At 38.5% G+C, this 19488-nt stretch carries 16 protein-coding genes and 1 tRNA gene; 10 read left to right on the top strand and 7 right to left on the bottom strand.

Annotation, left to right across the window (positions count from 1 at the left end):
- Both Q0212_RS15210 and Q0212_RS15205 read right to left on the bottom strand, forming a co-directional pair.
- The coding region (locus tag Q0212_RS15210; protein WP_367176050.1) for a KdsC family phosphatase at window positions 1-322 on the bottom strand (322 nt) is incomplete at its 3' end.
- Window positions 323-1291 (bottom strand): KpsF/GutQ family sugar-phosphate isomerase, encoded by a 969-nt coding sequence (locus tag Q0212_RS15205; RefSeq protein WP_297927079.1) that lies wholly within the window; start codon window positions 1289-1291, stop codon window positions 323-325.
- A gap of 193 nt (window positions 1292-1484) precedes the next feature.
- Here Q0212_RS15205 and cysS point away from each other — a divergent pair, with 193 nt between their 5' ends.
- The 9 genes from cysS (at window position 1485) to Q0212_RS15160 (ending at window position 12051) form a co-directional block, all read left to right on the top strand.
- Entirely contained in the window at window positions 1485-2867 is a 1383-nt protein-coding gene (cysS, locus tag Q0212_RS15200) for a cysteine--tRNA ligase (protein ID WP_297927077.1), read from the top strand.
- 111 nt (window positions 2868-2978) lie between these two features.
- A tRNA-Gly gene (locus tag Q0212_RS15195) sits at window positions 2979-3054 on the top strand.
- A 66-nt stretch (window positions 3055-3120) separates the two neighbouring features.
- A complete protein-coding gene (gene murI, locus Q0212_RS15190) occupies window positions 3121-3954 on the top strand; it encodes a glutamate racemase (protein ID WP_297927075.1) in 834 nt (277 codons plus the stop codon).
- A 367-nt stretch (window positions 3955-4321) separates the two neighbouring features.
- Window positions 4322-5383, top strand: coding sequence for a DUF4062 domain-containing protein (locus tag Q0212_RS15185; protein WP_297927073.1), 1062 nt, complete (start codon window positions 4322-4324; stop codon window positions 5381-5383).
- 62 nt (window positions 5384-5445) lie between these two features.
- On the top strand, window positions 5446-7041 hold the full coding sequence (locus tag Q0212_RS15180; protein ID WP_297927071.1) for an FAD-binding oxidoreductase: 1596 nt from the start codon (window positions 5446-5448) through the stop codon (window positions 7039-7041).
- 186 nt (window positions 7042-7227) lie between these two features.
- Entirely contained in the window at window positions 7228-8802 is a 1575-nt protein-coding gene (locus Q0212_RS15175) for a glycerol-3-phosphate dehydrogenase/oxidase (protein ID WP_297927069.1), read from the top strand.
- 42 nt (window positions 8803-8844) lie between these two features.
- A complete protein-coding gene (locus Q0212_RS15170; RefSeq protein ID WP_297927067.1) occupies window positions 8845-10371 on the top strand; it encodes an FGGY-family carbohydrate kinase in 1527 nt (508 codons plus the stop codon).
- 66 nt (window positions 10372-10437) lie between these two features.
- Window positions 10438-11274, top strand: a complete 837-nt coding sequence (locus Q0212_RS15165) for a M48 family metallopeptidase (RefSeq protein ID WP_297927065.1) — start codon at window positions 10438-10440, stop codon at window positions 11272-11274.
- A gap of 12 nt (window positions 11275-11286) precedes the next feature.
- Window positions 11287-12051 (top strand): glutathione S-transferase N-terminal domain-containing protein, encoded by a 765-nt coding sequence (locus Q0212_RS15160; RefSeq protein ID WP_297927063.1) that lies wholly within the window; start codon window positions 11287-11289, stop codon window positions 12049-12051.
- A 59-nt stretch (window positions 12052-12110) separates the two neighbouring features.
- On the opposite strand, the gene Q0212_RS15155 is transcribed toward Q0212_RS15160, so the two are convergent.
- Window positions 12111-12743: a DedA family protein gene (locus Q0212_RS15155; protein ID WP_297927061.1), complete on the bottom strand. Its 633-nt coding sequence runs from the start codon at window positions 12741-12743 to the stop codon at window positions 12111-12113.
- A 167-nt stretch (window positions 12744-12910) separates the two neighbouring features.
- A complete protein-coding gene (locus Q0212_RS15150; protein WP_297927059.1) occupies window positions 12911-13957 on the bottom strand; it encodes a putative solute-binding protein in 1047 nt (348 codons plus the stop codon).
- A 240-nt stretch (window positions 13958-14197) separates the two neighbouring features.
- On the opposite strand from Q0212_RS15150, the gene sthA reads away from it, so the two are divergent.
- A complete protein-coding gene (gene sthA, locus Q0212_RS15145) occupies window positions 14198-15589 on the top strand; it encodes a Si-specific NAD(P)(+) transhydrogenase (RefSeq protein WP_297927057.1) in 1392 nt (463 codons plus the stop codon).
- A gap of 47 nt (window positions 15590-15636) precedes the next feature.
- Here the strand turns inward: sthA and Q0212_RS15140 are convergent, their stop codons facing one another.
- The 3 genes from Q0212_RS15140 to Q0212_RS15130 form a co-directional block, all read right to left on the bottom strand.
- Window positions 15637-16683 carry a putative solute-binding protein gene (locus tag Q0212_RS15140; RefSeq protein WP_297927055.1) on the bottom strand — a complete coding sequence of 349 codons (1047 nt, stop codon included), beginning with the start codon at window positions 16681-16683 and terminating at the stop codon, window positions 15637-15639.
- A gap of 117 nt (window positions 16684-16800) precedes the next feature.
- Complete coding sequence (locus tag Q0212_RS15135) at window positions 16801-17826, bottom strand: putative solute-binding protein (protein WP_297927053.1); 1026 nt, start codon at window positions 17824-17826, stop codon at window positions 16801-16803.
- 163 nt (window positions 17827-17989) lie between these two features.
- Window positions 17990-19120, bottom strand: coding sequence for a putative solute-binding protein (locus tag Q0212_RS15130; protein WP_297927052.1), 1131 nt, complete (start codon window positions 19118-19120; stop codon window positions 17990-17992).
- Window positions 19121-19488 lie beyond the last annotated feature (368 nt).

Raw genomic sequence — 19488 nt, 5'->3', positions numbered from 1 at the left:
CAATTTCATCTAAAGGAATGGCTAATTCTTGGCTTAATGCGCTGAGTGCCACGCCTTTATCTTCACGACCTTGCAATAAATGTTTAATGCCTAAATTGGCAGCACGTCTTGCCACTAATTGGGTGTTTCGGCCAGTAATAATGGCACATTGAATACCGGCTTGTTGCAACATTTTGATGCCATGACCGTCTTGTGTATCAAAGGTTTTTAACTCTTGGCCATCTTCGCTAAAATATAAACGGCCATCAGTTAAAACACCGTCTACGTCTAACACTAATAAACGAACGGCACGGGCTTTTTCGGTAATACGGACAGCAGCCATTTAAACAACTCCAGCTTTGAGTAAATCGTGCATGTTTAATGCGCCAATCGGTTTGTGTTGTTCATCAACAACAATGACACCATTAATCTTTTTCTCTTCCATTAAGGCAACAGCTTCAGCCGCTAATAAATGTTGACGAATGGTTTTAGGATTTTTGCTCATCACTTGCACAATCGGGGAGGTACGAATATCCACTTCTAAATCAAGGGTACGACGTAAGTCACCATCGGTATAAATGCCCGTCAGTTGACCTTGTTGGTTAACAACAGCCGTCATGCCCAAACCTTTGCGGCTAATTTCTAATAGGGCATCACGAATCAGAGTTTGTTCTTGGACAATCGGCACATTATCGCCACTGTGCATTAAATCAGCAACACGCAATAACAGCTTTCTGCCTAAAGCTCCACCAGGATGGGAAAGGGCAAAATCTTCAGCAGTAAAACCACGAGCAGCGAGTAAGGCAACGGCTAAAGCATCACCTAATACTAAGGTGGCGGTGGTGCTAGAGGTTGGCGCTAAACCTAATGGGCAGGCTTCGACACTTTTGCCAATCTCTAAACTAATATTGGCAAATTGTGCCAAACTAGATTGACCATTGGCAGTAATGCTAATTAATGGAATATGTAAGCGTTTTAAAACAGGTAAAATACTCAAAATTTCGTGTGCTTCACCCGAGTTAGAAATAGCGATAACGACATCTTGTGCGGTAATCATGCCTAAGTCACCATGACTTGCTTCGGCTGGGTGAACAAAAAACGAGGGCGTTCCTGTTGAGGCTAAGGTTGCAGCAATTTTATTGCCAATATGACCCGATTTGCCCATACCCATGACCACAACTCGACCTTTACACTCCAAAATTAACTGACATGCTTGTTGAAAATCATGATTAATAAAAGGTTTAAGAGTCTCTAAAGCAGCTTGCTCGGTGGCAATTACTTGTTGACCTGCTGCAATAAAATCAAAGGTCATGTCGACATATCCTATAGCAAAGCAAAACATGGGGGCTTATGTGTCAAGAATGGAGTGATTACGATAAAATCGTGAGCCACATAAGTCTAAAGCCAGCAATTATCGCTAACTCTGCGCCAGTATGGTAGAGCTTTATGTAATAACTGATTTATAATCATTGACTATTTTGCAAATTTTTAGGAAACATCATCGTATGTTAACGATTTTTAACACCGAAACTCGCCAAAAAGAAAATTTTAAACCTTTACAAGAAGGTCATATCAAAATGTATGTTTGTGGTATGACGGTTTATGATTATTGTCATATTGGTCATGCACGAGTGTTAGTGTCGTTTGATGTGATTACCCGTTATTTACGTGAGCGTGGTTATCAAGTCGAATATGTGCGTAATATTACCGATATTGATGACAAAATTATCAAACGTGCCAATGAAAATGGTGAGTCGATTGAGGCTTTGACGGCACGTTATATTGCGGCCATGGATGAAGATGCAGCCGCATTAGGCGTGATTAAACCTAATCAAGAACCCAAAGCCACCGAGTTTGTGCCAGAAATTATTAATATGGTACAAAAATTGGTCGATAATGGTTTTGCATATCCTGCTGCGAATGGTGATGTTTATTATCAAGTCAATAAATTTGCTTCTTATGGGCGTTTATCGCATAAAAATTTAGAGGATTTGCAAGCAGGGGCGCGTGTTGAGGTTGATGAAGTTAAAAAAAATCCGATGGATTTTGTGTTGTGGAAAGCAGCAAAAGCCAATGAGCCAGCATGGTTGTCTCCGTGGGGTAATGGCAGACCTGGTTGGCACATTGAGTGCTCTGCAATGTCAACGTGCTGCTTGGGTAATCATTTTGATATTCATGGTGGCGGTGGTGATTTACAGTTTCCGCATCATGAAAATGAAATTGCCCAATCTGAAGGAGCAACAGGTGAAAAGTATGTAAATACATGGATGCACGTCGGTTTTGTGTTGGTTGATGACGAAAAAATGTCTAAATCACTCAACAATTTTTTTACCATTCGTGAAGTGTTAAAACTATTTGCGCCTGAAGTGTTACGCTATTTTATTGTTGCTAGTCATTATCGTAGTCCGTTAAACTTTTCGGATGCAGCTTTGCAACAAGCCAAAAGTGCCTTAGAGCGTTTTTATCACACTTTAAAAGGCTTACCTGTGGTTACTGCCCAAGGTGGTGAGGAGTTTGTGACTCGTTTTAATAGTGCCATGGACGATGACTTTAATACACCAGAAGCTTTAGCAGTTTTGTATGAATTAGCACGTGAAGTTAATCGCGCTGAAAAAGCGGGTGAAACCACAGTTGCTGCTGGTTTAGCAGGACGTTTACGCGAATTAGCGGCTATTTTAGGTTTATTGCAAGATAATCCCGAAAAGTTTTTGCAAGGCTTTGCTCAAGATGGTTTGAGTGATGCCGAGATTGACGCCTTAATTCAAGCACGAGCTGATGCCAAAAAAGCCAAAGACTTTGCTCGGTCAGATAAAATCCGTGCCGATTTATTGGCAAAAGGTATTATTTTGGAGGACTCTCGCCAAGGCACAACATGGCGTAGAGGCTGAAAAATAAGCGGTTGATATCAAAATGTAAAAAAAGCCATTTTGATGCTTGACCTATAATTTAAATGGCCTATAATGCGCGCCTACTTGATGACAACGTCGTTAAGTAAATAAGCGGGAATAGCTCAGTTGGTAGAGCATAACCTTGCCAAGGTTAGGGTCGCGAGTTCGAGTCTCGTTTCCCGCTCCAAATTTTTAAAAGCCGATTTTACAATCGGCTTTTTTTATGGCTAAAATTTGTTTTTAGGGTAATTCTATGCTGTCAGCCAGTTCTGCACCCATTGGTGTGTTTGATTCGGGGTATGGTGGTTTGACGGTTTTAAAAGAGTTATTACAGCATTTGCCACAATACGACTACTTATATTTGGGCGATAATGCCCGTACCCCTTATGGCACACGCTCCTATCAAACCGTGTATGAATTTACCTTCGAATGTGTTCGCTACTTATTTGATGCAGGATGTCCATTAGTTATTTTGGCGTGTAATACGGCATCCGCCAAAGCATTACGCACCATTCAACAGCATGATTTACCATTATTGGATGCATCTAAACGTGTTTTAGGTGTAATACGACCTAGTGTTGAGCAAGTTGGCTTATTAACTAAAACAGGACATGTAGGAGTCTTAGGAACAACAGGTACGGTTAATTCGGAATCCTATCGTTTAGAAATCAATAAGTTATTTCCTAGTATTCAAGTGTTTCAGCAAGCTTGCCCAATGTGGGTACCATTGGTGGAAAATGGTGAATATCAAGGTGATGGGGCAGATTTTTTTGTGAAACGCGATTTAGCATTACTTTTTGCTCAAAGTGAAAAAATTGATACAATTATTTTGGGATGTACTCATTATCCTTTATTAATCAATAAAATACGTCAATACTTGCCAAGTCATATACAGGTATTATCTCAAGGAGAGGTGGTTGCTCATAGTCTAAAGGATTATTTGCAGCGACATACTGAGATGGCTAAACGTTGTTCTCAATTTACTCAACGTCAGTTTTTAACCACAGATAATCCCGAAACATTTAGTCAATTAGCCAGTTTATTTTTAGGTCAAAGTATAGATGCTCAAAAAATCTCATTAGGCTAAGATGGTTTAGCAGCATCTATATCTAGCCAATTTTGATGCTTAGTGGTATTGTCTTAAAGTTACAAGCTTATTATATAAAGCAAAAGTATGGTAACTAGTTTGCAAAAAAAATGTTCAAAATGGATTGCTATAGTTTGCTTGCTAAAGTTATCGTAAGCTTCTGATGTGTTGATTAGATATAATTTAAAAAATCTGAATTTTTGTTTGTCAATGCTTTAAAAGTATTTGCCAAACTCAGTAATGAGTAAAAATATAAAACCTATGGATTGTGCTGCAACCAGTGTTTTTTAAGCGAGAGCCTAGGTTTTAAAAAATTAGTATTCAAATTTAATAGCTATATATTGCTACATTTTTAGGAAGTTTAATTGTGACCGATAAACGCTACCAAGTTTTTATCAGTGCGACCTATATGGACTTGCGTGAAGAGCGAGGTATGTTATTGCAGACCTTACCATCGCTAGGATGTTTACCAAGTACCTTTGAAGCTCACACGCAAAGTCTAAGTACCATGGTTAATATTCGCCGTCGAATTGATGAATGTGATTATTATTTGCTTATTGTTGGCAGTCGTTATGGTTCACTAATGCCCTCTGGTGTCAGTTATACCCATATGGAGTATGTTTACGCTGCGACCAAACAAAAGCCAATGTTGGTATTGATGCATGAAGCCCCAGAAACTCGCTCTACAGAGTTTCAAGAGCAAAGCATTGAAGGAAAATTAAAATTTAATGATTTTCGTAAAGTGTTGCAGCGCGAGCGTGACAATATCGTTTATTGGCGTGATGTTAAAGATTTAAGTCATGCCTTACATAATGCTATTCCAGCTTTAATTCGTAAATACCCAACTGTTGGTTGGTCAAGAGTCATTAAAGGAGCGAGTACTGGTGCCACAAGTACAGTTTCTAATTCTGCACTAGAAAAAGAGTGTGAAGCCCTAAAAAGACGTGTCAAAGAGTTAGAGGCTGAAAAAGAAAAATGGTTAAGTGCTGGTGTCAATAGCCCAGAAACCTTAGCCAAAGGTGAAGACTTATTTGACATTCAATACAAGTGTAAAGCCTATGCTGGCGGCAACTGTCAAGATGTATTTGGCAAAACTCGCCTATCATGGAACGAGTTATTGGTTAGTTTTGGCTCCAACTTATTGCAAGCTCAAACAGAAGAGTTTATGGCTGCTAAGTTAAATGAACGCTTACAAAAGAATGCCTTAGCTGAAATACAAAGCGAATATCCTAAAACTCATGCCGTTGTTGATGTACAAATTACGCCTGCAACATTTAATGCCATAAAAATGCAATTTAGAGTCTTAGGATATATTCAACGTGTTTCACGAGAGAACGATCTCAAACAATGGTGGCAGATGACCGCGATTGGTGAGCGTATGTTGGCTAGTATTATGAGTGTTAGACGTACAGCGAGCCGATTAGCTTAAATGACCTTTGGTTTTTATCGATGTGTCGATCAGTCTAAGTTAACTTATTGTTGAGGTACGGTATGCGTCAGTGGAATAGTTGGGGTGATAGTGAAACTAAAATGGCAATTAATGCCAAAGCAGCCCAATTTTTACAAGAGCTTATTGGCCAGTCAACTGCCTTAGCTGATGCGACTTTAGCAGAGGTGATGGCAAAAGTTCCTGTCACACGGTTACCTAAACATCCATTAATTTCTATAGACGCTGAAGATCGAGTTCGCCATGCGCGTGGTCAAAGTTTGCCTGATTGGTTGGCATGGCGTTCAGGTGAGATTCCCGTTTTTCCAGATGGCGTTGCCTTTCCCACAAATAGCCAACAAGTTGCGGAGTTATTAGCTCTTGCCAAAACTCATAATTGGGTAGTGATTCCTTATGGTGGCGGTACTTCTGTTGTTGGTCATATTAACCCTATTGCTGACGAACGGCCCATTTTAACCTTGTCATTAGCGCGATTAAATCAATTGATCGCCTTAGATGAAGCTTCTCAATTAGCAACAATTGGGGCAGGTGCAAACGGTCCGCAAGTTGAAGCCTTATTAAAACCGCATGGTTATACATTAGGGCATTATCCTCAATCATTTGAATTATCTACTTTGGGTGGTTGGATTGCTAGTCGTTCTAGTGGTCAACAATCATTGCATTATGGTCGTATTGAGCAGTTATTTGCTGGCGGACGTGTTGAAACCTTAGAGGGTACTTTAGATATTCCAACGATGCCTGCGTCTAGTGCTGGCCCAGATATTCGTGAAATAATTATGGGGTCAGAAGGGCGTTTTGGTGTCATTACTGAAGCTGTTGTTCGTGTTAGCCGTACGCCAAACAAAGAAGTGTTTTGTGTTTATTTTGTGCCTGATTGGGCAAAAGCTAAAGCAGCAGTACGTGAATTAGTCCAACAAAAAATTCCCTTGTCTATGGTGCGTTTGAGTAATGGAGAAGAAACTCGTACTCAACTGATTTTAGCAGGCCATGCCTTAGCCATTGCGGGTTTAGAAAAAGTGCTAAACTGGCGTGGTGTTGGCGCAGGTAAATGTATGTTAACTATCGGTTTTACGGGTAGTGACCAACGAATTAAGTTTGCGCGTAACGAAGTAACCCGAATTCTTAAAGAGTTTGATTGTGTGGCAACAGGTCAAGTGTTGGGCAAACGCTGGGCGCAAAATCGTTTCCGTGCTCCCTATTTACGAGAAGCTTTATGGTATTTGGGATATGCAGTGGATACCCTAGAAACGGCAGTTGATTGGCATAAAGTGACGCCATATATGACTGATGTTGAACAAGCTTTACGTTTCGCATTACAAGATGAGAATGAGCATGTATTGGCTTTTAGTCATTTATCGCATGTTTATGGTCAAGGATCGAGTATTTATACCACTTATGTTTATAGAGTGGCGGGCAATTATCAACAAACCTATGCTCGTTGGCAAAAATTAAAGGCAGCAGCATCAGCACAAATCATTAAGCACGGTGGCACTATTAGTCATCAACATGGTGTTGGTCAAGATCATGCACCCTATTTACCTGCCGAAAAAGGTGTATTGGGTATGTCTGTATTAAAAACATTGGCAAGCCATTTTGATGTAGATAAGCGTCTAAATCCGCATAAATTATTAGAGGATTAAGCCAATAAAGTGGCTGTTTATTTTTATTAAATAAACACTTTGTCGGCTATTTATCTGATTTGTATAATCTTTGTTGATGAAAAATTGATGTTCTAAGTCCTTAAATTGTCAGTTAAGAACAATCATTTTAATAAAAGACCGAGTATCCTTTGTTTATTCGGTTCTTTTAGTATCTAAGGTAAATACATGTTAAATCGTGATGTCTTGTGGCAAGAGTTGCCTCAAACAGAATGGGATATTATTGTTGTTGGTGGTGGTATCACAGGTGCAGGTGTTGCTCGTGAAGCTGCTCGTGCAGGTGCAAAGGTTTTATTAATTGACCAAAAAGATTATGCCTTTGGCACATCCAGCCGTTCTTCAAAAATGGTGCATGGCGGATTGCGTTATATTGCGATGGGTGATATCAAATTAACTCGTCACTCCTTGGTTGAACGTGAGCGTTTGTTGCGTGAAGCACCTGGCTTGGTTGACCGTATGAGTTACTTTTTTGCCCATTACCAAGGTGGTGGAATCAAAAGTAACCGTTGGGCATTTGCGATTTTATTAATGGCTTATGATATTTTGGCAGGTATCAAAGACCGTAGTTATTTTAATGCTAAAAAGTTTTTAGCCCGTGTGCCAAATTACCGCAGTGATAAATTACTAGGTGCTTCACGTTATACGGATGCAGTGACTGATGATACTCGTTTAGTGATTCGAGTTTTGGATGAAGCTTGTAAGGATGGGGCGGTTACCGTTAACTATGTTAAAGCCGAAAAAACCATTATTACCAATGATCAAGTGACGGCTCTTGTGGTGCGCGATGAACTGAGCCAAGAAACAGCGACATTGAAGGCAAAAGTAGTGGTTAATGCAACGGGCGCATGGGTCAATCGTTTGCGTCAGGAAGTTGCTACAGAGACTGTCAGTGTGCGACCACAACGTGGTAGTCATTTAGTTGTTTCGGCCGAACGCTTACCCTTAAACGATGCTTTAATTTTATTTCATCCTGATGATAATCGTGCCATGTTTATTTATACATGGGAGGGTCGTACGGTTATTGGTACGACCGATTTAGATCATAAAGATAATCTTGATGATGAAGCGGTGATTACGGCTGAGGAGGTTAAATACTTATTACGTGCAGCTAATCATGAATTTCCTCAAGCTAAATTGACACCAAATGATGTAATTGCCACATTCTCTGGCGTGCGTCCTATTGTGAGTAGTGGTAAAGGTCTAGACCCATCCAAAGAGCGTCGTGATCATGCCGTATGGGCGGACAAAGGTGTGATTAGTGTTTCAGGTGGTAAATTAACCACTTTCCGTCAAATTGCTCAAGATGTATTAACAGCGGCTGAGTCTTGGTTGCCAACAATTAAACAACGAGATCAAAAAGCGTCTGTGTTTAGCAAACCTGAAGGACATATTAGTAGTCCATTATCGCCAGAGCAATATCGCCGTTTTGTGGGTAAATATGGCTATTTAGCACAACGTTTTTTGGCTGAAATGCCAGCTCAAGAGTTAAAGTTAATTCCAGAAACTCAAACCATGTGGGCAGAGGTTCGTTGGGCATTGCGTTATGAACAAGTCGTTCATTTAGATGATTTAATGTTACGACGTACGCGTTTAGGTTTATTGTTGGTCAAAGGTGGTGCTGCCCATTTTGACACCATCAAACAAATAGCCTTGAGTGAAGGTTGGACAGAAGAACGCTGGGTAAGTGAGCAAGCTCGTTATAGTCAAATTTGGCAAGCTTATTACAGTTTGCCTAAATTATAGGGTGGGTCATCGACCCATCAATTTGTTGATGGAATGATTAGCATGAATAAAGCACGTTTTTTGAGTATAGATTGTGGTACACAAAGTTTACGTGCTTTTATTTTTGATACTCGTGGTGAGTTGTTGGCGCGTAGCCAGATTCATTTTGAGCCACCTTATCAAGCACCCAAACAGGGTTTTGCTGAACAAGATGCTAATTATTATTGGCATCAATTAGTGACTGCTTGTCAATCATTATGGCGGCAGGGTATTGATCCTAATACAGTGACGGCTGCAAGTGTTACCACTCAGCGTGGTACAACGGTAATTGTTGATGGACGAGGTCAACCTTTATATCCTGCGGTTTTATGGCTAGATGAACGACAAAGCGAAAAATTGCCAGCATTGCCTGTTTATTGGCAAAAACTCCATCAAGTCAGTGGCCATCAACAAACTATTTTAAAATTACGTAAACGTGCGCCTGCCAATTGGTTTATTAGTCATCGTCCAGAATTATGGGCAAAAACCTATAAATTTTTATTATTATCGGGGTATTTAAATTACAAACTAACAGGTGAGTATAGTGATGCTATTCCTTCACAAGTTGGTTATATCCCTTTTGATTATAAAAAGCATCAATGGCATAGTCGTTGGGATTGGCGTTGGCAGGCGTTGGGTTTAACAGCTCAAAAATTGCCTAAATTGATTCCAGCAGGCAAATTAATTGGCCAGCTAACCGTTGCTGCCGCCCATGAATTAGGTTTGCCAGCAGGCTTGGCGATTGTTGCCGCAGGCGCAGATAAGGCTTGTGAAGTCTTAGGTGCAGGATGTGTGAATGCTACTCAAGCGGCATTAAGTTTTGGTACAACAGCCACTTATAATACCGTGACTTCGCGTTATTTATCGTTAAATCCGCCTATGCCACCATATCCTGCTGTATTACCTAAGCAGTATTGTTTGGAGACCCAAATTCCTCAAGGATTTGCTTTAGTTAAATATTTCAAAGAACAGATTGCTGCGAACGAAATTGCTCAAGCAGAACAAGGCAGAGATTGGTTGGCTGTTCTTGAGGATTGGTTAAATGCAACACCAGCAGGTGCTAACGGCTTGATGTGGCAGCCTAGTTTGAGCGTGCAAGCATCAGGTGAAAGTGTGTCAAAAGGAGCATTGTTAGGCTTAAGTACGCAACATACTAAAGCTGATTGGTATAGAGCTTTAGTTGAAGGCTTATTGTTTGCCTTAAAACAAGGCAAAGAACACGTCGAGCAACATACCAAACAAAAAATTGCACAGCTTTTTGCTGCTGGTGGTGGTTCTCAGTCTAATGCAGTGATGCAAATAGCAGCTGATATTTTTAATATGCCCATCAGTAAACCACATACCAGTGAAACTTCTGGTTTGGGTGCTGCGATGTGTGCGGCAGTCGCAATGGGGATTTATCCCGATCTGAATCAAGCGGTACGAGCCATGAGTCGCACCGAAAAAGTTTTTTACCCCAATGCAATCAATGCACGTTTTTATCAGCAACGTTATCAACATGTTTATAAGCCTTGGGTTCAAAACTTAATACAATTGTATGCAGCAAACTGAATTGCTTGAAAAAACATGCGTTAACCGCCATTATTAGCTAAATATTAATTGATTTAGGTTTTTGCTATGAAGTGGCGTCAATGGTTAGTGGCATCTAGTTTTGCTGTGCTAACAGCGTGTACTAGTAGTACTCATGAGGGAGCAACAGGCATTCAACGCAAGCAGTTTTTATTATTGCCTGCAGAGCAAGTGAATGCAATGGCACTACAATCTTATCGTGGAGAGCTGTCGCAAGCCAAACAAAAAGGCGCGCTCAATACCGATAAAGCTAATCTTGAACGTATTCGCAAAATTGCCGATCGTCTCATTCCTCAAGTTGCAACTTTTCGTCCAGATGCCCTGAATTGGGCATGGGAAGTCAATTTAGAAAGTCGTAATGAATTAAATGCTTACTGCGCACCTGGCGGTAAGATTATGTTTTTTACAGGTATTATTAATAATTTAAAACTCACTGATGACGAAATAGCCGCAATTATGGGGCATGAAATTGCTCATGCTTTGCGTGAGCATGGTCGCGAGCGTATTTCGCAAGCCTATGCTCAACAAGCAGGTATGGCTATTTTGGCGATGGTGACAGACATGAGCCAAAAACAAGCGACCATTTTACAAACCGCCACACATTTAGGTTTAACATTACCACATGGTCGAGGCCAAGAAACCGAAGCTGATGTTATGGGTTTAGAATTATTGGCTAGAGCAGGTTATGATCCTAAAGCGGCAGTGACTTTATGGCAAAAAATGGCGGCAGCCAATAAAAGTGCGCCACCTGCTTTTTTGAGTACCCATCCTTCGAGTAGTCAGCGTATTAATGAATTAAATAGTAAAATAGCGGTGGTTATGCCACTTTATCAGGCGGCTAAACGTAATCCACCCGCCACAAAAATTGTTGTGCCACGTAGTTAAGAGATTTTATTTATGTTTCATCATTTGAATATTTTTTCCTCGGTTGTAGCTTCTACAGTACGTGGTTGGCGTGGCTCCAAAGGCAGTAAAACAACACAACAGCCTGTTCAACTGCCAATATTGTTTGATAGTGAAGATAATGCTGAATGTCGCTTAGTACGTGAGGCATTAACAGAGTTAAATTTGGATGTGTTGATCTATCCTTGTCCACAGGGTGCAGACCGTTTTGCAGGTGAATTACAACGATACGGAGGTGCTAATGCAAGTATCCCTTATTTGGTTGATCCTAATACAAATGTCAAATTAGAAGGGGCAGAGGCAATAAATGCTTATTTATTTCAGCAATATAAACAACAGGAAATACCTAAAAATTTAGATGCTACGCAGTTAAATTTGTTTAATTCTCGATTGGCTTCTTTTGCGCGTTTAAGAATAACGGCATTACAGGCAAAACCTGCAAAATCAGCTGCTCAACCACTCATCTTATATAGTTTTGAATCTAGTCCATACTCACGGCCTGTTCGTGAAAAATTATGTGAATTGCAGTTGCCATATCGTTTAATTAATTTAGGGAAACAACAGTTAGCAGATGTTGGGCCAGCAACTTTTCGGTTTCATTTAGGGGAGTATCATCCTATACCTAATAGCAAACGAGCAGAGTTGTTAACAACAAAAGGTCGTGTACAGGTGCCTTTTTTGATCGATCCTAATAACAATATAGAAATGTTTGAGTCTAAAGATATTTTGGAATACTTAGATAAAATGTATGCCTTATAAAAACAGACTACTAAATAAAAAAACCACCAAATTTGGTGGTTTTTTTATGACGGTAGTTATTATGCTGTGGCGTTTTTATTAAGTTTAGCTTTGATTGCTTGAAAAACAATAGGTGCAAAACTAATACCAATAATGCCAAAAATAACTAATGTGAAATTCTCTTTAACAATGGGTTGGCTGCCAAAAAAATAACCTAAGGGTACAAAAGTCAAAATCCAACACAAAGAACCAAACATACTAAAACTGATAAACCGTTTAAATGGCATTGCACCCATACCTGAAACAAAAGGTGTAAAGGTGCGAACAATCGGGACAAAACGAGCAAAAATGACGGTTTTGCCACCGTGTTTTTCAAAATATCGTTCAGTTTGATGTAAATAATCCATATTAATTAATTTGTATTTTTCTATCAATCCTCGCCCAAAATATTTACCAATATGATAATTACTGGTGTCTCCTAAAGCTGCTGCTGTAAAAATGACTAGGCCTAATAAAAATGGATCCATTTGCCCAATAGCTGCTAATGCTCCTGCGGCAAATAACAAGCTATCACCAGGTAAAAAAGGCATCACCACTAGGCCAGTTTCTACAAAGACAATTAAAAACAGAATGGCATAAATCCATATTCCATAATTGGCAACAAACTCGGCCAAATGTTGGTCAATATGTAAGATAAAATCAACTAAAAACATTGCTGGCATCCCATCTAGTTGTAAACCAAAAAACGGGTCTATGCTAACAAAAGATAGTTATGAAGAACGTAATCTTATGTGAACAAAAGCAGTGTTTAACAAAACACTGCCTTTAAAAGAGAGGACTGACACTTTTAATCGCAAATATCGCTCAAGTCTCAAGTCATTTAAACGCCACATTCACTGTCGGATGGACTGATTTTGCAGCGTACTTTTTTCATTAAATTCATCATGCGTTCATCGTAATAGCCTTCTTTGGTTAGATGGTTACGTGCTTCGCGCATCATGGTGATATAACGATTTTTTTCGGCGTCAGATAAATCCAACCAATATTGTTGTGGAATAGCTTTTTCAGTTTTCTCGATATAGGCAATCGTTTTGTCCATTTCACCTAAAGCATATTGACGAATTCGCTCTAAACGTAAATCTAAATCTGGAATTTGTTTAGCAAGATTAGTTCGATTAATTAAAACTGTACCCGTCATTTGCATAATTGGTAAACGATAAATACCACCATAATAACTTAAACCTTTAGACAACTCTAAGGGTTTAAAAGCAATCGCAGGAGCAGTAATAATATCTACTTGGCCATTATTAAATAAATTTGCAAAATTATAAAAATCCGTATTAATTGCTTGAGCACCTAATAAATGGACTAATTTACTGTGAGCTTTATCGGTCTCAATCACAGCTACTTTTTTACCAGTCGCTTTTTCTACCGAGTCAATATGTCGATTATTGACCATGACATAGCTTGCCCCTAAAGGCATCACAGTAACAACTTGATAATCACCTTGTATGGTGAGCGGTGCAATTTTAGGGTGATTAAAGGTGCTGACTAATTCTTTAATATGTCGATAGCTTGGTGCAGAACCAATAGAGTCAATACTTCCAACAAAATTATTAAATTGTTTAGCACGTAATGTGCTAACAGCAATACCATCACATTGATTTGCTTTAAAATCTTCGGCAATCACCCGTTCATCGGTATAGGCTCTAATTTTAGCGTTGACATTCCATTTTTGAGCAAACAAAGACAAGTCTTTTGCGTAGCGGTATAAATCGCCGCCATTACCTGCCACATCATAAACGCAAAAAGTCATATTTAGTGGTTTACTTAGCGGATTAAGTGGAGCAGCAAACACATTTGCTGTATATAAGGAGCTAATTAACGCAAGTCCTGTTACGTATTTAGTCGTTGATAAACGTACCATAATTCGTACCTCACTTGAAAAACTAATGTGTACTCATTAGTACAGATAATTTAGCATTGTTTTGTGACAAATTGATTTTATGTTGTCCTACTGTTAGACAGTAAATGGCATAATTTATCAATATTTAATAATTTTATATGAGTTAATTAACAAAAATTTATTAAATTCAATTAGTTATTGTATTTTAAATAAATATACCCATTTTATGGGTGACTGATATTTTTAAAAGGGAGACAAATAATGTCTTATGATTATGATGTAATCGTTGTTGGAGCTGGCCCAGCAGGTGAAGGGGCGGCAATGAAACTCACTAAAGAAGGCAAAAAAGTTGCTGTGATAGATGCACGTCCACAAGTAGGTGGTAATTGTACTCATGTCGGCACAATTCCATCTAAAGCGTTGCGTCAAACGGTTTTTAATATTATGAGATATCAACGTGACTCGATGTTTCAACGTGTAGGAGAGTTGCGTAATGTTCCATTATCACAAGTATTGGCACGTGCACATAAAATTATTGAACAACAAGTAGAGGTACATACCCGTTTTTATGATCGAAATCGTGTTGATATGTATTTTGGTCAAGCGCAATTTGTCGATGAACATACCTTAAAAGTGACGACAATTGAAGGTGGTCATGAGATTTTGACCTTTGAAAATGCAGTATTAGCCACAGGAAGTCGCCCTTATCATCCTACAGATATTGATTTTTCGCATCCTCGTATTTTTGACAGTGATAAAATTTTGACATTAAATTACCCCGTTCATAAATTGATTATTTATGGTGCAGGCGTTATTGGTTGTGAATACGCGAGTATATTTGTTGGTTTAGGTTACAAGGTTGATCTGATTAATACTCAGCAGCAGTTATTATCGTATTTAGATGATGAAATTGCCGATGCGCTGTCTTATTATTTGCGTGAATTGGGGGTGTTAATTCGTCATCAAGAGCAATATGATTATGTTGAAACTTTTGATGATTATGTGGTTTTGCATTTAAAATCAGGCAAAAAGATTAAAGCAGATGCTATTTTATGGTGTAATGGGCGCACAGGAAATACTGACAATTTAGCTTTAGATCAAATTGGCGTAAATGCTAATAGTCGTGGTCAAATAGCGGTCGATAAACAATATCGAACCTCTATTTCTAATATATTTGCAGCAGGCGATGTGATTGGTTGGCCGTCGTTAGCTTCAGCGGCTTACGATCAAGGACGTTGTGCCGCTGCGCATATTTTGGGCTTAAAAGATACGCCTCATGTTGAAGACGTACCAACGGGTATTTATACCATTCCAGAAATTTCATCATTAGGTAAAACCGAAAAGCAACTGACTGAAGAACAAGTACCTTATGAGGTTGGTCAGGCTTTTTTTAGACATTTAGCGCGTGCACAAATTACGGGTGAAACAGTAGGGATGTTAAAAATACTTTTTCATCGCGAGACATTAGAGATTTTGGGGATTCATTGTTTTGGTAACAATGCAGCAGAAATTGTTCATATTGGACAAGCAATTATGCAACAAAAGAATGGTGGGAATACCTTGCAATATTTTGCCAATACAACCTTTAATTATCCGACAATGGCTGAAGCGTATCGTGTTGCGGCATTAAATGGATTAAATAGGTTGTTTTAGGGAATACACAATAAAATCCCCTCTAATTAGAGGGGATGGATTGAGTGTTATGTCTCGTCTTTAGTTGAACACTCAGCAAGTGTAGGTTCAAACTTACAGCGAATTTTCTTTAATAACACCATCATTTTAGCATCATAAAAGCCTTCTTTGGTCATACTGATACGTGCTTCGCGCATCAGTGCAGTATATTTTTCTTTATCAGCAGGCGTTAAGTCTAACCAATATTTTGCTGGAATATCTGCTTCACTTTTAGCAACAAGCTTTTCGACCATATCCATTTTGGTTGCAGCAAACTGACGCATTTTAATGATACGTTGGTCAAAATCAGGAATATCTTTGTATTTTTCACGATTGATTAAAATAGAAGCGGTGACTTGTACTAATGGAAAGCGGAAAATTGCACCGTTTTCACCCAATCCACGGTATAACTCTAAAGGACGGAAGGCAACCGCAGGTGCACCAATAATATCTACTTGACCATTGTTAAATTTGCCTGCAAAGTTAGTAATATCTGAGGCAACAGGTTGAGCACCTAGTTTTTGCACAATTTTTGCTTGAGCTTTATCGAAGTCTAATACGGCAACTTTTTTTCCAGCCGCTTTTTCGACAGAGTTAATTTTTTTGTCATTCACAAAAACATAAGCACCACCTAAAGGAATTAAGGCAGCAACTTGATAGGGGCCATTGATTGTTAAATTATTTAATTTAGGGTTTGCTAAGGTGTTAACTAATTCACGTACGTGTTTGAAGGTTGGTAAAGAGCCAGGTGAGTCAACACTACCAATAAAGAAGTTAAATTGCTTAGCGCGCATGGTAGAAATCGCCACACCTTCACATTGACCTGCTTTAAAATCTTCAGCAGCGACACGTTCATCAGTATAAACTTTTAAATCAACATCTAAATTCCACTTTTTAGCTTCTAAGACCAAATCTTTGGCATAGGTGTAGGCATCACCTTTAGTGCCTGCAATATCAAAAATACAAAATTTCATTTTGACAGTTTGAGGAAATTCAGCATTGGCAGGTGCTGCGATTGCCCAAGAGCTAACCAGCGTACTAAGTACGGTTGAGGCCAAAACAAGATTTTTTTTCATATTACGCTTCTCTGGTTGTTAGTAAGTAAAATAATTGTTATCAATCTATGATTATAAAAAAATAACAAAACAGCACATTGGCTGTTTTGAAATGTTTTTCTTTTTTATTATCAATAACTATTCATCATTTGTTGAACACTCCGCTAAACTCGGTTCATGTTTGCAACGTACTTTTTTTAATAATTTCATCATTCGTGGATCATATACGCCATCTTTGGTCATCAAAATACGAGCTTCACGCATCATTTGGTTATATTTGGCATAATCCTGTTCTGGAATTTTCATCCAATATTTAGCAGGAATGGCCGCTTCCTCTTTATCAATAAAAGCAAACATTTGGTCAAGGACTTTATCCAAAAACTGTACACCAACTTCACGCAAACTCATAATTTTTTGATCTAGATCAGGTAACTTGGCACGGATTTTTTCGCGATTAATGACTAAGCTTCCTGTGATTTGAGCTAAAGGAAAATTATAAATTGCTCCTGTATCACCTAAACCGCGATAAAGTTCCATCGCTTTAAAAGCAATAGCTGGTGCAGCAATAATATCTACTTGGCCATTGTTAAATTTACCTGCAAAGTTAGTAATATCTGAGGCGACAGGTTGAGCACCTAATTTTTGTACCATTTTGGCTTGAGATTTATCCCAATCCAAAACAGCAATTTTTTTACCTGCTGCTTTTTCAATGGAGTTAATTGAGCGGTCGCGTACCATGACATAGAGCGCGCCAATTGGCATAACACCAACAATTTGATAAGGCTCGGTAATAGATAAAGGAATAACTTTTGGCTCAAGCAAAGTGTGTAACACTGTACGCATATGAGCATAAGAAGGCACAGCCCCTACAGCATCAATACTGCCAATAAATTGATTAAATTGACGCGCACGTAGGGTAGAAATTCCTGCTGCATCACATTGACCTGCTTTAAAATTCTCGGCTGTGATACGTTCATCGGTAAAAACTTGTATATCAACAAATACGTTCCAACGGCGTGCAAGCAAGGTTAAATCTTTAGCACGACTATAAATGTCGCCATTTTTCCCTAAAATATCAAATAAACAAACGGAAATATAAAGTGGTTTTTCTAAAGGAGGAGGAAGACCATTTTCACCGGGTTTTAATGCTTGACCAAAAGTCATAACTTCTGTTGCATGGCTAGTGGTTGTTATTAGTACCCAACAGCAGACAGCTAATATCATTTTTTGTAAGAATTTTAACATGACATTTAATGCTCATTATTGTTTACATTAGTGTAATCAATGGTTTTTCAATAGATCAGTGTCAAATGTCATGTTAATAAAACTATTCGTCGGTTTGACTACATTCAGCGCGTTCTGGATTAGTTTTGCAGCGTACTCGTTTTAAAATACTAATCATTTTAGGGTCGTAATAACCTTGTTTAGTCATTTCAATACGCGCGGTTTTTAGCATGTTCCAGTATTTTTGTTCATTATCTGGATCAATTGTTAACCAATATTTACTTGGAATTGCAGCTTCTTCTCGATCAATCCATTGGTAAGTTTGTGTTAAAATTTGATCAATAAATTTATCGGCTATTGTTCTGAATGCAACAAGTTTTTCATCTAAATCTGGAAGTTTTTGTTTGATTTTGGCACGATTAATGACAAAACTAGCGGTCATTTGTGTTAATGGTAAACGATAAATACCACCTGTTTCGCCTAAACCTCGATTTAATTCAAAAGGTCTATAAACTAATGCGGGAGCAACAATAATATCAACTTGGCCATTATTAAATTTGCTTGCAAAGTTAGATAAATTAGAGGGAACGGGATGTGCGCCAATTTTATTAACTATTTCAGTTTGCGATTTATCCCAATCTAATACGGCAATTTTTTTACCTGCTGCTTTTTCGACAGAGTTAATCATACGATCACGAACATGAATGTATGTGCCTCCCACTGGTAATACGCCTAAAATTTGATATGGCTCAGTAATAGTTAATTGCGAGATTTTAGGATCTAGTAAAATACGCAATAATAAACGTAATTGCTCATAAGTAGTGATCCCACCCACAGCTTCAATACTGCCCATAAATAAATTAAATTGCCGTGCGCGCATGGTTGAAATCCCTGCTGCATCACATTGGCCAGCCTTAAAATTTTCGGCTGCAACACGTTCATCAGTAAACACTTTAATATTGGCAATGACATTCCAACGTTTGGCAATTAAAGCTAAATCTTTTGCTTTACTATAAAAATCACCATTTTTGCCCTGCATATCAAAAAAGCACACAGAAACATCCAGTGGTTTTTCTAAAGGAGGAGGAAGACCATCTTCATTGGGGTTTAAATCATTGGCTATAGATAAAATATCACCTGCATATAGGCTAGTAGATAATAAGCCAAGAGCCAATGTTTTGCCCAAAAAGCTTACACGGCGATTAAAGAAAGTAACGATTGAAGAGAAGGCCATAAAGAATATCCATCATTAATAACTTAAACGGCTAATCAGTACAGCAGAGAAAAGCTATGTTTTGAGTGAATAAATAGCTTATTTAATATATCAATACAAATAGATAATGGCTTGCTTTATGAGTTTAGTCTTTTAAGTTGTTAGATTATTGTTGTTTTATTCAACAGGTTTTGATACTAGGACAATCAGTTCATAAAAACAAGTCTACTCAAGGCAAAAATGACCGTTTTCAGAGAAAAAAACATTGCCAATAATATAATTTGTTACAAATTTAAAAATGATTTTCCAGCGTTGTTTGAATCAAACCTGTTGGCCAAAAATTGAGAACTAATTCAAAAAAAGCTATATAAAAAACAAGCAATTCTATC

The sequence above is a fragment of the uncultured Agitococcus sp. genome, from assembly GCF_937920075.1.
Taxonomy (GTDB): domain Bacteria; phylum Pseudomonadota; class Gammaproteobacteria; order Pseudomonadales; family Moraxellaceae; genus Agitococcus.
The sequence above is the reverse complement of the archived record's forward strand: the minus strand, read 5'-3'. Positions and strand labels throughout refer to the sequence as shown.